Source organism: Bacteroides helcogenes P 36-108, assembly GCF_000186225.1.
Lineage (GTDB): Bacteria > Bacteroidota > Bacteroidia > Bacteroidales > Bacteroidaceae > Bacteroides > Bacteroides helcogenes.
Window position 1 is genome coordinate 3,380,219 of the sequence record NC_014933.1, and the last position, 14,843, is coordinate 3,395,061.

Here is a 14,843-nt window from a genome sequence, read left to right on the forward strand (position 1 = left end):
TACTTTTCTATAACAAAGGTAAGAAGTTTATATGAAAGAAGCAAGAAAAAACAATATTATATTTTTATCTTATTCCAAGCTCAATACTTTTTCCCACTCTTTATAAAGAAAAGATGCCGACTATTTGAAAATAGTCAGCATCTTATTACTTTATCAATGACTGCTTATGCAGCCTTTGCTTTAGCAACGATAGCCTTAAAAGCTTCCGGATGATTCATCGCTAAATCAGCCAACACTTTGCGATTGATTTCAATACCTGCTTTGTGCAAAGCACCCATCAGTTTAGAATAAGAAAGTCCTTCCAAACGTGCGGCAGCATTAATACGCTGAATCCATAAAGCACGGAAATTTCTCTTCTTATTTTTACGATCACGGAACGCATAGGTCAAACCTTTTTCCCAAGTATTCTTGGCTACGGTCCAAACGTTTTTTCTTGCACCAAAGTAACCTCTGGTCAATTTCAAAATTTTCTTTCTTCTTGCTCTAGAAGCAACATGATTTACTGATCTTGGCATAGTTTTACTTGTTTTTGAATGTTAGCGCCATTACTTCATGTAGCGGACTTAAAGCTAATGCATTCGGTTAATAACTTTAATACTTTGTACGCTTTTTGTTTACTTCATTGCTAAGAGTTCTTTCACTTGGTTTACATCTGTTGCACTAACAAGTGTAGAGTAACACAAGTTTCTTTTTTGCTTCTTAGTTTTCTTAGTCAAAATATGACTATGAAAAGCGTGCTTTCTTTTGATTTTACCTGTTCCGGTAAGAGTAAATCTCTTTTTAGAACCGGAGTTAGTTTTCATCTTTGGCATCTTTTTTTATTTTTAAATTATTTAAATTATATGGCAACGCACTATACCTATGGCGTTACTCATTTTCTTTTTCATCTTCATTCTCCGTAGAAACCACCTTAGATGCATTCTCTGCAGGTTTTATAGCAACGGGCTTCTTAGGAGCAGCACCCTTCTTAGGAGAAAGTTGAATAGTCATTCTCTTACCTTCCAAAATCGGCATCTGATCTACTTTCGCATAGTCTTCCAAATCATTGGCAAAACGAAGCAGCAATACCTCGCCTTGTTCTTTAAACAAAATGGAACGACCTTTAAAGAACACATAAGCCTTTACCTTGTCACCATCCTCCAAAAAGCCTTTGGCATGTTTCAGTTTGAAGTTATAGTCATGATCGTCAGTTTGAGGGCCAAAACGAATTTCCTTCACATTCACCTTCACCTGCTTTGCCTTCTGCTCCTTCTGGCGTTTCTTTAACTGATAAAGAAATTTAGAGTAATCAATAATACGACAAACAGGGGGGTCTGCATTTGGAGAAATCTCTACGAGGTCTGCTTCATGCTCCTCGGCAAGTCTTAATGCCTGTGCTATCGGATACACTTTTGCTTCCACTTCATCGCCCACTATACGGACTTCTTTGGCACGGATCTGTTCATTAATCCGATGTTGCCCTTTTAAGCTGTCATTTTTCATTAAATAACGTTTACTTCCGGTTTGTTTCTTTTTTATTACTCCCAAATTATTTTTTATTCAGTAAAAGCGGTCTTTAGAACATCTATTGTATGCTATGCTTTTACAATTGGGCGCAAAGTTACCATTTATTTATCATATTCTGAACTTCTTCGCTTATTTTTTTAGCAAATTCTTCTATTTTCATCGTTCCCTTGTCACCTTCTCCCTGCTTACGAACTGCTATTTCTTTATTTTCAGCTTCTTTTTCGCCTACAACCAACATGTAAGGAATACGCTTCATCTCATTGTCGCGAATTTTACGTCCAATCTTCTCATTGCGTTCGTCCACAATTGCACGAATATCATATTTTTTTAAGAATAGCTTCACTTCCTGAGCGTAATCATTAAATTTCTCACTGATTGGCAAGATAGCTACCTGATCCGGCGTCAGCCATAAGGGGAACTTGCCGGCGGTATGTTCAATAAGAACGGCTACAAAACGCTCCATAGAACCGAATGGCGCCCGATGAACCATTACCGGTCGGTGCTTCTGGTTATCAGCACCTGTATATTCCAACTGGAAGCGTTCCGGCAAATTATAGTCCACCTGAATAGTTCCCAACTGCCAACGACGGCCAATAGCATCTTTCACCATAAAGTCAAGTTTAGGGCCATAGAAAGCAGCCTCGCCATACTCTATTCTGGCTTTTAATCCTTTTTCTTCACACGCTTCAATAATTGCCTGCTCCGCTTTCTCCCAATTTTCATCACTGCCGATGTACTTGTCACGGTTTACTTTGTCACGCAAAGAAATCTGCGCCTCAAAGTTTTCAAAATCCATCGACTGAAACACAATAGAGATAATATCCATTACACGGAGGAATTCATCCTTCACTTGATCAGGACGACAGAAAATATGTGCATCATCCTGAGTAAAGCTACGCACACGGGTTAATCCGTGCAATTCACCACTTTGTTCGTAACGACAAACCGTACCGAACTCAGCCAAACGCAAAGGCAAATCCTTGTAAGAGCGAGGAGAGTTTTTGTAAATCATGCAGTGATGAGGACAATTCATCGGCTTCAAAAAGTATTCCTCTCCTTCCTCCGGTGTATGAATGGGTTGAAATGAATCTTTACCGTATTTGGCATAATGTCCGGAAGTGATATAAAGCAATTTATTTCCGATAGGCGGACACATTACTTCCTGATAATCATAACGGGCCTGAATACGACGCAGAAAGTCCTGCAAACGGATACGCAAGGCAGTACCCTTCGGCAACCACATCGGAAGTCCTTTGCCCACAGTATCAGAGAACATGAACAAATCCATTTCTTTACCAATCTTGCGGTGGTCACGTTTTTTGGCTTCTTCCAGCAACACAAGATATTCATCCAGCATTTTCTTCTTCGGGAACGTAATGCCGTAAATACGCGTCATCATTTTACGATCCTCCTGCCCACGCCAATAAGCACCGGCAACGGAAGTCAGTTTAATAGCCTTGATAGGTGCGGTTGTCATCAGATGAGGGCCGCGACACAAATCGGTGAATGCACCTTGAGTATAAGTAGTGATATGGCCGTCTTCCAGTTCAGAAATCAACTCACATTTGTAGGTTTCTCCACGACCACCGAACATCTTCAATGCGTCTGCCTTTGCAATATCTTTTCTGACAACAGCTTCTTTCCTTGCAACCAATTCAGCCATTTTTTTCTCAATGACAGGCAGATCCGCTTCCTTAATGGTTGCTTCTCCCGGATCTACATCATAATAGAATCCGTTCTCAATGGCAGGACCGATACCGAACTGAATACCCGGATAGAGTTCCTGCAAGGCTTCGGCCAACAAATGGGCACTGGTATGCCAAAAGGCATGTTTACCCTGCTCGTCTTCCCATTTATAGAGAACAACTTCAGCGTCTTGCATGATAGGACGCCCCAAATCATAAATCTCTCCGTTCACACCACAAGCCAACACATCTTGTGCCAACCGTGAACTGATGCTTTCTGCAATTTGCAGTCCTGTCACTCCTTCGTTATATTCACGAACAGAGCTGTCTGGAAAAGTTATCTTTATCATAATGTTATGTATATTTCAAATTTCAGAACGCAAAAATAACTAATTCTTTATTGATATTCTATTTTTTAGCAAAAAAATGTTATTCCTGCACTGCTGTAAATCTCTTTATAATATTGTATGCCGATACAATACCAAGTTCACCGGCTTTACTCAAATCTGCAATCCCCTGCTTATTATTCCCTAAAAAGACATGCGTCAATCCCCGATTGAAATAAGCTTCCGCCAAATCAGGATTCAATTCTATCGCCTTGTCATAATCCGATAAAGCGGCACGATAATCTTTCAGTAAGGAAAGTACATTACCGCGATTATAATAGCCATAAACAAAATCGGGAGCCAATCGGACTACATGATCCAAATCTTTTTTCACAATTTCGTAATCTATCGCCTTTACTTCCGCCCTTTTAGGTTCAGCAACCGTACCGGATGTTGCGCCATCATTCATCGCAGCTTCGGCTTTTTGATATTCAAGCTGCTTATAACGCACCAAAGCACGCATAAAATAAGCCGGGAAGAAAGTATCGTCCAAAAGGATGCTTTGTGTAAAATCATCAATGGAACTGGCAAAATCCTGAACTAAATAGAAATCCAACCCGCGCATAAAACGTTTTTGGGCATTTCTGTCATCAGCCACGATATCCGAAGTATGGGCGTCAATCAAAGCAAAATGAAAACGTACCTGCTCTTCGGTCAACGGAGCCTCCATGTTGGTAATACGCAATGGCTTCGGGAAAAGCTTCATATAGTTCAGTTCATCAATAAATTTGTAATAATGCACTATGCGCTTCACGTCACTTGGCTTCTCATAATAAGTCAAAGCATACATCGGTTCAAATTTAATGGCTACATTCCGGTCTTGCACGCGTCCGCGATAGTCACTCTTGTAGCGTTGTTCTGCCCCCGAATCATCTGCAATCACGATCTTCCGGTAGTTGTCCATATTTTTATCTGACTTTTTACGAGTTTTCCCCCTTTCCTCCCCCGAATTATCAGAAGTATTATCATTATCTGCCATGTTTTTATTCCGGACAACCGAAGCTCCATTGCGTTTATCAATTTGCATTTTCATGATCTTGAACTCATCCTGTTCTGCTCCTTTTCGGTCACCTATCTTTTTCCGGGCTTCAGCACGGTGATAATACCCCGCCAAGAAATTAGGATATTCATTGATTACCTTGGAATAGTCATTGATAGCACCACGATAGTCACCGGTCTGCGATCGTAATATACCACGATTGAAAGTGGCCATCATATTATCCGGTTCAGTTTTCAAAACAAAGTCAAAATCTTCAATTGCCCGATTGTCATCCCCTACCTGTGCACGTAACAAACCACGGTTATAATGTCCAAGAAAGTTATCAGGGTCTATATCCAATGCCAAATCGTAATCATTCATAGCTCCCTTCAAATTATTTTGATGAAAACGAGCCAACGCACGGTTAATATAATTACCGGCATTCTTAGCACTCAGATGAATGGACTGGTCTAAATCCGCCTCTGCTTCTTTATATTTCCCCTGCTGAAGATACACAATGGCTCTTGCTCCCCATCCATCCGGATCATAACGATCCATTTCGATGGCCTTCTCAAAATCCTGCAAGGCCCGTAGCGTATCCTTCTGCTGCAGAGACACTTCTCCACGCATCAAGTATGCACGTGTATATTTAGGAGCAATTGTCAGGAGTTTGCCTAAATCCTCTTTTGCCTCGCCATAATCCTTTTTCTGTATATGGCACAGAGTAAGATTATGCCAAAGCACCACGTTTTCAGGATCATATTTGATAGCAGTCTTATAATCTTCTATCGCACCGTCAAACTTATTTTGCCTGACACGCGCCAAACCTCTGATCTGATAGGCTCCAACCACAAATGGATTTCTTTGGATAGCCGCACTGCAATCGGCTTCTGCTCCTTGATAGTCATCCAGATTAACCTTCGCCAAACCACGAAAGAAATAAGGTTCATATAAATAAGGCTTCGCATTAATTACCTGATTGAAATATTGAATGGAAAGTACGTAATCTTCAAAATACAATGCATTTCGGGCGATAGTCATTACCCGTTCCGTATTTATTTGTGCATACAGCAGTGTAGGCAACAGCAAAAGAGCTGTCAGTATTTTTTTCATCATCTTGTCTTATAAATGCTTGTAAACGAAGCAAAAATAACGTTTTTCATTTACTTCACAGGATTAACAGAATACTTTTTATATTTTTTGAGCCTTTTATACCTTACTTATACGGTTACTATTTCTTTACTACTTTCACTTTATAGGAACAATGCGCCTTTCCCTTCAACAAACTACCCAACTTCCCCTTAATCATCTGCTTGCGAAGCGGAGATATATGATCGATAAACATCTTCCCATCCAAATGATCAAATTCATGCTGCATCACCCGTGCCAAATAACCTTCAACAACTTCATCATGGGCTACCATATTCTCGTCCAAATACTTTACACGAATTTTATCGCCACGTCTCACCGACTCATGAATTCCCGGCAAGCTCAAGCATCCTTCTTCCATAGACACCTCCTCTCCCGCTACATCCAAAATGTGGGCATTGATATACACCTTACGGAAGTCCTTGTATTCCGGCATATCATCCGATAAGACATCAAGGTTGACGACCACAACACGGATAGGCAAACCGATTTGTGGTGCGGCAAGTCCTACGCCTTCGGCATTATCCATGGTTTCGAACATATTGTCAATCAACTCTTTCAAATTCGGATAATCCGGAGTGATATCCTCCGCCACTTTTCTCAATACGGGCTGGCCGTACACATAAATGGGTAAAATCATTTTTAAGTTTATTACAGATTACTAAAACGTTTATTCTCCAAATAAGTTTGTAGGATAATAGTAGCGCTAATCTCATCGACCAATGCTTTGTTTTGCCGGTCTTTCTTCTTCAGCCCGGCCTCCAACATTGTACGATGTGCCAAGACGGACGTAAAGCGCTCATCCACATATTCTATCGGCATATCAGGTAATTTATTCCTCAATGAACGAACAAATGGTTCAATATTCCTCATATTTTCCGAAACTTCATTATTCATCTGTTTGGGAAGTCCCACCAAGATACGTTCCACCGGCTCTTTAGCCACATAATCAATAATGAAAGCCAGCAACTGATGCGTAGGCACAGTTGTCAAACCGTTAGCAATCATCTGTAATGTATCACTGACGGCTATTCCCGTACGTTTCCGTCCGTAGTCGATAGCTATTATTCTACTCATAATGGACTGCAAAATTACGATTAATATTTGAATTCTCCGTCAATCCCTAACTATAATACAGAAAAAGGATGCCTGATAAATCAGACACCCACATTTTCCCATCATTCTCTATATCCAGTTACTCCTCTATTTTAAGTAAATCTTATAAGTGAGTCCTCCTGTGAAATACCGCATCTTCTGCATCTCCATCTGTATGTGCAGATGGTTGAACAATAAATAGGTAGCTCCCAAAGCAAAATCCTTGGAGTCATATTCGGCTATCAGCCTCAATTGCGGATGAAAGGTGGGATTATAGGTGACGCCCAGCGCAAGCCCGTTCAGCTTGTATTCATTCCGTTTGTTATAAAGATAAGAAAGGTGCACGCCTATTTCTTCCCTGCCCAGAGGGATATGCTTGGTGGCGGCCACATAAAAACGGCAGAAATAGCCGTTCCCGTCTGTCGATGAAATTTGCCCGTCTCCCGATTCCGTGTAAGGATCGGAAGTTCCGAATACCACAGCCGGCATGTGCTTCCAGAATTGCCCCTCCTTCAAGGCTCTCAGGCGGAGGGAGAAATACCTGTCCTGATTCGTGAATCCCGTGTATCCGTAGGGCGCCAGTCCCAGTGCCTCGGCTTTGAACAGGGTGCAAGTGTATGCCACTTCCATCCAGGGGAATATGGTGACATTCAGGAAGTAATTGTAAGTATGGTAATACCAGGTGGGAGGAGTCAGTTCCCTGTTCATGAAATTACCGCCAATCATGACGGTCTTGTCACGTTGCATCTCGGCGGAGGGAGCATGCAGGAGTCCTGTGGTTCCATACGTCAACTGGGCGGATGCCTCCAACGACAAGCAGGAAAACAGTATGAAAAAAAGTCGTTTAAACTTCATCATTACATAATAGTTTGAATCAGAAAATGCCTTGCAGCATCAAGTCTCTCATTGAAAAAAGGCGTCTGAAAAATCCAGACGCCTTCTTTTTAGAGTCTATTGCATCTTGACATGCATTATTCCAGGATAACCACGCGGTTCAGGAAGTTCTTTCCGAACATGTTCTCAGTACCGCCGAATCCTACGAGTTCGAGTTGGTCTTTGTCAACACCTTCTGCAATCAGAGCATCGTAAACGGCCTGGGCACGTTTTTCAGACAACTTCTGATTCCAAGAAGAACTACCGGTAGCCTTGTCACAGTAACCTGCAATCTTGTACTTTCTATCAGAATTGCCTTTCAGAGTTTTAGCAGCCAACTGGATGTTAACCTTGCCATAGTCATCAATCTTGGCACTACCGATCTTGAAGAAGATGGCGCGAGGACCGGCAACCTGAACTTCCTTAACAACTTCCTTAGTTTCAGCAGGTTTTGCGTTAGCCAATGCATTCTTAGCGTTAGCCAAGTCAGCCTGTGACTGTGCAAGTTCGCTTCTGTATCTGTTGATTTCATCATTAAGAGCATCAACATCAACATCACATGGTTTTGCAAAGTTCTTGCCACCGAAAGTATAGGCAAAGCCCAAATTCAGACGGGCGGTAGCTTCAGCCTTACGGCAATCGCTTCCAGTACCGAAGAGAGAAGGGGTTACACCCAAACGGCCTTCGAGGTTGATAGCCCATTTCTCGTTGAGGTTATAAGCCAATCCCAAACCTACAGTTGCGCCAATGCGTACTTTAGCATCACCGGCTGCAAAAGAGATATTCTTATCCATAGGAATGGTGGTGGTAGTACCCGGAGTCAAAGTAACGTCAGAACCGGTGTAGTTGATAGAACCACTGACAGCACGGCCAATGTTCATTGTAGGACCACCGAACAAATACACATCCACAGCACGGTTCACATTTTTGTTACCAAACAAGCTGTTCAGATTCAACATAGCGTCCAGATTGATCTCACCAAATTTCTTGCAGTATGCACTGTAACCGGTGGACTGTGTTTCCAGACTCTGCCATGCGCCGCTGACAACGCCACGCACGCCCCATGTTGGAGTCAGATACTTACCTATCTGCACATTGATGTTGAGAGTCGGTGAATTTATTCCATCATTCAAGACGGTCATAGCACCTACTCCAGCACCGACGAATATATTATCGCCGGCTTCTTTTTTCTCCTGAGCATCGGCAGAGACACCTACACCAGCTAAGAGAAGAGACAATACTAAAAATTTATATTTCATTTTTTCTTCTTTTTTAGGGTAAATAATTCGTTCTTAAAGACAGACAATATAACAATGTCTATTCATTTAATTTATTTACCGCCAATACCTCCACCGGCATTTGTGCTATCGCCGTGACCATGACTATGATCGATTGCCACACCTTCAGCAGTAGCTTCGATAGAGCTGGCTGCGGGGATTGTCTGTTCACCAGTTACACTATAACTCTTGTCAGCAACAATTGCAGTCAATTTTGCAGCATAAATTTCCAGTTGAGTGGTAACATTAAAGGTTACACTGCTCGCAGCTTCAGTCAAAGTGAAAGCAATGGATTGCAGTCCTGTCTTGGCAGTTGTAGGAAGAGCATTGATTTTGTCACGAAGAAGTCCTTGAGCTGTCATCAAGTTAGCTTTTTCTTCATCAGACAAAGTGGCACGGGTGTCAGGACCTGTCAAAGCGTCAACCTCACTCAAAAGAGCTGCTTTTTGTTCGGGTGTTACATATCCACCTACGGGAACGGGTACTTCCTTTACAATAACTGTACCAGCGGCAAATTCTCCTGTAAATACTTGTTCAACAGGGTCGCTAATGATAGGTTCTTCACTCAGTTTTTCTCCGTTTTCAACAGCAACATCTTCCGCTACTGCTTCCAGTACAAAGTTTACAGGAATAACAACGTATGCACCCTTCTGAAGTGCAGGTACATTTACAGTCTTGACAACCGTAGTATATCCGTCTTTAGAAGCATATACCTTAAAAGTTGCAGCAGCTTTGTATGCAACAGAAGCTTCCAACGCAGCACCGGTTTCATCTGTAAATACTACACCATCCAACGTATTGCCATTAGCAGAAGTTGCGGACAGGTTCACATAAGCTACACCGGCCTCAGCCTCCGGAATTGTCACTTCGGGTACAGTAACATTAATATTAGGAACATTTACATTGAAATCTTCCTTTGTACAGCCAGTTAATGCAAAACCGGCTACCACAGACACAGCTAATACCAATTTAGTATTCAGACTGCTCAAAAAATTAACTTTTCTCATTTTTTAATTAATTAAAAATTAAACTTAGTTTACTAATTCTGATTCTATAAAATATGGATTGTATTGGTTCTTTTTCAATTCATTGTCATCAGCAGTAGAATGCGGCATCAAATAATACTCCGATTCATTCCCGGCATTGTAAGTAATCCCCGTACCAAAACCGGTAGATACCCTTGGCAAATGCCCGTTCCTCTTTTGTCTATAAGGAGGAAGTGCAATGGATATTTTAAATCCCCCGTTATATCTTGCCTTATTCGACTCCGCCAAATAGAAACCTATTGCAGCGTATTTAAAATATCTCATCATTTCCGCCCGCACGCCTACGTCTTTCAGCAGATATTGTTCTGCCCGAAGTCTGAATTCCGTATTGTATTTAGGCCAATAAAAATTGCCTCCCACAGACCAATACCATCTTGTTTCTCCATTATAATGGAAAGAGGCAAAGTTCTCAAAATAGCCAATCCCTACCAGACCAAACTTTCCTGCCAGAGAAAAGCGTTCATCTTTTAGCGGATGGAACGCACTCAGCTCAACCCCATAGCTATTGACATCAAATACCCCGGCAACAGCCTTCATCCATATATTGTGCGGCAAGCGTACATTTTGTTCCAAAGTCAGATACCCCCAACGCACGTTCTCCATCGCACCATTATATCCGTCATTATATACCGGAAGCACAACTTGCGCTGTCAGTTTGGAACCTTTCCACAAAGAGACCTCGACAGTAGGGCTGAATTCCAAGCATATCTGATAAATCTGGGTGATTATCAGATTTTTAAAATAGAGTTGCGGATATATCAAAACGTCAACCTTAAACAAAGAGCGATTTCCCGTCTTTATTTTCCGAGCCTGCTTCCACGTACCGCCCAAATCGTAACTGACGTTCCAATCCCGGCGTTCGGCGTTCGACACGGTATCACCTTTCACGGGGTGATAGTAAAGAGAGATTTGAGGCACATTGTTATCCAGGACAATGATCCGGCATGGCTTTTCCTCCGGTAAACCCAACTTGGCATACGAATGTAGAATCTTGTCCACGAAAAGGTGTTTTGAGCAGCTCTGCATCATACCAAACCCATGATACCTCCGTAGTTTCTCCGTAGTTTCCCCGTGTTTATGGTACTTTACATGGAGAAACTACGGAGGAACTATGGAGAAATCATGCCTCTGATGTATTGCAGTTCATGCATATTTGTATGATAAAGTCGCAATTGTTACCCATTTGTTATCCTTCACAATCTTCATGTTTCTAAGACGAGAGCAAATGGATGGCACAATTAATGCAAGGTTTGCTTCACATGTGCAGTCGGCATATTGTTGCTATCTTGTTATTTTTAACAATCAACTATAAATTTATTTAGAAAAGATGAAAAGACAATTAAAAACGAAAGACCCCATTAAAGTACGAATGAAAAAATTATCTAACGGTTATCAATCTATATATCTTGATATATATACAAATGGAAAACGGAAATATGAATTCTTAAAACTATACCTGATACCCGAAACGGAAAAAGAAGACAAACTCAGAAATGATGAAACTTTAAAACTGGCCAATGCCATCAAATCGCAGAAAATCGTAGAACTCCAGAATGAAACATACAACTTTAATCGCACCGGATTCCCTCATATAAAACTAATCAATTATATAGAGAAGATAGTACAATCCGGCAGCACAAACAGAGCCAAGAAAGACATTTTACAAGCTATTATTCATCATTTGAAGCGCTACGACCCACAAGGGATATTGCTCGAAAAGATAGACAAAAGCTATATTTTAGGGTTTATAGAATATCTGAAAAAAGCCAAACAACAGCACCATAAAGCAGAAAAGGGATTACACACCAACACCCAACTCTACTATTTCAAAATGCTCCGCTACTGCCTAAACCACGCTGTTTCCGAAGAATATATATCTGAGAATCCCATAAACAAAATAAAAAATGAAGAAAAGCCCAAGAATCACAAAAGGGAAAGGGAATACCTCACCATCAGCGAACTAAAACGTTTGGTCCGTACCCCCTTTTATAACAAGCTATTGAAACAGGCATTCTTGTTCAGTTGCTTCTGTGGATTGAGACACTGTGACATTGCGGCACTCAAATGGAAAAATATTCACTATGATGATGCCCACAATGCTTCCCTAAGCATTGTTCAGCAGAAGACACAAGAAGCCATATCACTGCCTTTAAGCCATGAGGCAGTAAAGTATTTACCGGAAAGGGACATGGCACAAGATGATGATACGGTGTTTGCCGGTTTGATATCCTTGAGCCGCAGCAATATAATATTGGATAAATGGGCCAAGCAAGCTGATATACAGAAGCATATCACCTTCCACGTGGCCCGCCATACACATGCCACTATGCTACTGACATTGGGAGCCGATTTATACACTGTATCCAAGCTGTTGGGACACACAAATATACAGACAACCCAGATTTATGCAAAAATTGTCGATGAAAGCAAAGTAAAAGCCATAGCATTAATACCTGACATCAGTTAATGTCTGTATAAGGAAAAGGTGATGCACGTCATTTTTTTGCACAAAAAACAACATTATGCATGTTCGGAACTATTTCCCATACTTTCGTTGCGAAAGCCATAATCGGTTACTTGTGAACATTCTGTACATTCAGAGGGCAGTTTAAAGAAAAAACCACATTATTTCATTATTTCAGATAAAAAGCTTTGGTATTATTAAAAATGTGTCTATTTTTGCACCGTATTTTGTGTCGTAGCAGATACAAAAAAGAAAAAAAAGATGAGGTATAAAAACTCTAACATAAAAAAGTGCCTAACTACTAAAACAATAGCCTGGTTCGTAGCGTTCTTTTTATACTGTTTGCTTCCTTTAAGGGGATTTAGCCAAACGGGAGAAAGTGCGGTTAGTGCTTTAGTGGATATGGGATTTGAGAATGTGGGGTGGACTGAAGATGACAACGAGCGTGTATATGTATTGCAAAATTCGGCATATCGTCTGCAAGGTGTTGGCATTGGAAAAGCGGTTGATGTCATTCAAAAGTTGGGTTTACCGGAGGAAAAGCCATGCCGGATAATTGTTTTGAACAACAATGTGCCTCAAATCTCTCTTTACTATCACCCCGTGAAAGGTGATACAGTGTCGAAAGCCGAACGCCGGGATTGGAACGTCAGTTACGATTTGGGCGATTCATGGAAGTTGGCGCAAAAGGTAAAGACGAAAAATCGCTCTTTGTTTAAGGTTGATGTATTGGTATATCCTCAGCTTTCGCTCAAAAACTTGATAATAACACAAATCTATCAAGTATTGTTTGATTTGAGCCCAGCAGTGGAAGTATCTTTTTGGAAAGGGATGAAACTGACAGCCCAAGTTAAAATACCCGTTTATAACGATGGATATGGAAACATTGAAGACAAAGTTCATCCGGGACATGTCACTATCTCACAAAGTGTACGATTGCCATATAATATATTCGGCAGATTGACTATCGGAACTTTTAATTCAAGCAGATATGGCATAGACCTGAGTTTCACCCGTCCCTTTAAAGATGAACGTTTCAGCCTGTTGGCACGGATAGGATACACTGGTATAGGATATTGGGATGGCTTTAAATATCACTATGACAACAGTGAGAAGTTTTTTACATGGACATTGGGGGGAAGTTTTTATTGGCCCCAATACAATGTTCGGTTCAATCTGAAAGCAGAGAAGTATCTGATGAAAGAAAAAGGTATAAAAGCAGAGATGATACGCCATTTCCGATATTGCTCAATAGGCTTTTATATGATGAAAGCTGAAGGTGCAAAAACAAATGGCGGATTCCGTTTCCAAGTCGCTCTGCCACCTTACAAGTATAAAAGGCACAAAAATTGGCCGAGAATAAACACTTCTCCCAATTTCGGAATAGCTTATAACGCCGGTAATGAGCGATATTATTACAAACAATATAGAGCAGAAACGAGTGACAATATAATGGAAGAAAACAGTTTTAACCCATATTTTATTAAATCAGAATTGTTAAATTTTTAATTTTAAATTGAGATGAAGAAAAGTAAATTCTTAAATGGCATGGGTGCGATATTCGCATTTGCCGTAGTATTTATGACAGGTTCTCTACTTACATCTTGTGAGAAAGAGGATTTGAATGCAACTTTCCAGACCAGTCCTGCAGAAGTTACATTAAACGTATCTGTAATGGATGCATTGACCGGTAATGACGTCACTGCCAAGGCTACGATTACAGTTACCGGCGCTTTGACCGCTACCGGTACAACAACTTTCGCCAATGGCTTTGCAGGCGGTGCTGTTAACATCACTGCCACTTACGATGGCATGACAGGAACGGCTACCGTAAATACAGATGCAAAGAAGGTTGGTGGCAAGATTACTTATAGCGCTAACATCATTCTTTCTTCAGAGTATAACTTTGTTATGAAATCTCAAGAGGAAGCTGCTATGGTTACAAAACCGTTAAGTGATCAGACTCACTCTCATAATGGCAGTGACTGGTGTTTGAACGACAAAGAGTATATGCTGACGCGCACTTTTGAATATTATGCTTACAATGAGCAAAAAGCAACGACAGACTATGCGACATTGAGCAGTTTAGCCACCAGCATGACCTATGACAAGAGCCAAAAGAAGGAGGTAACATATACTTTCTCTGCATGGTCTTATTACAGAGTAATCTACAAAGGCACTGTTACTACGACCACTTACAACATAGTACGTAAGGGTGGAACTGATACAGTTGGTACATTCACTGTTGTTTCCAAGAACAACTATAGCATAGAGCCTGAAGAAGCAGCATTCAATGCACACTACTCTCACGGACACGGTCATGGAACTCAAAACGCAGGTGGCGGTCTCATTGAAGCTGAATAATGTGTGTGTTTGATAATTA

The 14,843-nt window shown here is 41.0% G+C and carries 14 protein-coding genes; 3 read left to right on the top strand and 11 right to left on the bottom strand.

Translation table 11 applies throughout. The features are described 5' to 3' along the window. Positions 1–164: 164 nt before the first annotated feature. The 11 genes from rplT to BACHE_RS14035 all read right to left on the bottom strand — a co-directional run bounded on the left by rplT (position 165) and on the right by BACHE_RS14035 (position 10,995). Entirely contained in the window at positions 165–515 is a 351-nt protein-coding gene (gene rplT / locus BACHE_RS13985; RefSeq protein ID WP_013548356.1) for a 50S ribosomal protein L20, read from the bottom strand. A 99-nt stretch (positions 516–614) separates the two neighbouring features. Further along, positions 615–812, bottom strand: a complete 198-nt coding sequence (rpmI, locus tag BACHE_RS13990; RefSeq protein ID WP_013548357.1) for a 50S ribosomal protein L35 — start codon at positions 810–812, stop codon at positions 615–617. A gap of 55 nt (positions 813–867) precedes the next feature. Further along, the gene (gene infC, locus BACHE_RS13995) at positions 868–1,482 is read right to left on the bottom strand and encodes a translation initiation factor IF-3 (RefSeq protein ID WP_013548358.1); all 615 of its coding nucleotides are present in this window, start codon (positions 1,480–1,482) and stop codon (positions 868–870) included. A gap of 118 nt (positions 1,483–1,600) precedes the next feature. After that, positions 1,601–3,541, bottom strand: coding sequence for a threonine--tRNA ligase (gene thrS, locus BACHE_RS14000; protein ID WP_013548359.1), 1,941 nt, complete (start codon positions 3,539–3,541; stop codon positions 1,601–1,603). A 79-nt stretch (positions 3,542–3,620) separates the two neighbouring features. Beyond that, positions 3,621–5,672 carry a tetratricopeptide repeat protein gene (locus BACHE_RS14005; protein ID WP_041579448.1) on the bottom strand — a complete coding sequence of 684 codons (2,052 nt, stop codon included), beginning with the start codon at positions 5,670–5,672 and terminating at the stop codon, positions 3,621–3,623. A 115-nt stretch (positions 5,673–5,787) separates the two neighbouring features. Beyond that, the gene (def, locus tag BACHE_RS14010) at positions 5,788–6,345 is read right to left on the bottom strand and encodes a peptide deformylase (RefSeq protein ID WP_013548361.1); all 558 of its coding nucleotides are present in this window, start codon (positions 6,343–6,345) and stop codon (positions 5,788–5,790) included. 11 nt (positions 6,346–6,356) lie between these two features. Next, positions 6,357–6,782 carry a Holliday junction resolvase RuvX gene (ruvX, locus tag BACHE_RS14015; RefSeq protein WP_013548362.1) on the bottom strand — a complete coding sequence of 142 codons (426 nt, stop codon included), beginning with the start codon at positions 6,780–6,782 and terminating at the stop codon, positions 6,357–6,359. Between the two features lie 126 nt (positions 6,783–6,908). Further along, the gene (locus BACHE_RS14020) at positions 6,909–7,658 is read right to left on the bottom strand and encodes a YjbH domain-containing protein (protein WP_041579449.1); all 750 of its coding nucleotides are present in this window, start codon (positions 7,656–7,658) and stop codon (positions 6,909–6,911) included. Positions 7,659–7,771: 113 nt separating this feature from the next. After that, positions 7,772–8,932 carry an OmpA family protein gene (locus BACHE_RS14025; protein WP_013548364.1) on the bottom strand — a complete coding sequence of 387 codons (1,161 nt, stop codon included), beginning with the start codon at positions 8,930–8,932 and terminating at the stop codon, positions 7,772–7,774. A 71-nt stretch (positions 8,933–9,003) separates the two neighbouring features. Beyond that, the gene (locus BACHE_RS14030) at positions 9,004–9,957 is read right to left on the bottom strand and encodes a DUF3869 domain-containing protein (RefSeq protein WP_013548365.1); all 954 of its coding nucleotides are present in this window, start codon (positions 9,955–9,957) and stop codon (positions 9,004–9,006) included. A 24-nt stretch (positions 9,958–9,981) separates the two neighbouring features. Continuing rightward, complete coding sequence (locus BACHE_RS14035) at positions 9,982–10,995, bottom strand: hypothetical protein (protein WP_013548366.1); 1,014 nt, start codon at positions 10,993–10,995, stop codon at positions 9,982–9,984. 328 nt (positions 10,996–11,323) lie between these two features. Between BACHE_RS14035 and BACHE_RS14040 the strand changes: the two genes are divergently transcribed. The 3 genes from BACHE_RS14040 (at position 11,324) to BACHE_RS14050 (ending at position 14,824) form a co-directional block, all read left to right on the top strand. Then, a complete protein-coding gene (locus BACHE_RS14040) occupies positions 11,324–12,463 on the top strand; it encodes a site-specific integrase (protein ID WP_013548367.1) in 1,140 nt (379 codons plus the stop codon). A 258-nt stretch (positions 12,464–12,721) separates the two neighbouring features. Further along, on the top strand, positions 12,722–13,969 hold the full coding sequence (locus BACHE_RS14045) for a hypothetical protein (RefSeq protein ID WP_013548368.1): 1,248 nt from the start codon (positions 12,722–12,724) through the stop codon (positions 13,967–13,969). Between the two features lie 12 nt (positions 13,970–13,981). Next, on the top strand, positions 13,982–14,824 hold the full coding sequence (locus BACHE_RS14050) for a DUF3869 domain-containing protein (protein WP_013548369.1): 843 nt from the start codon (positions 13,982–13,984) through the stop codon (positions 14,822–14,824). Positions 14,825–14,843: the final 19 nt, after the last annotated feature.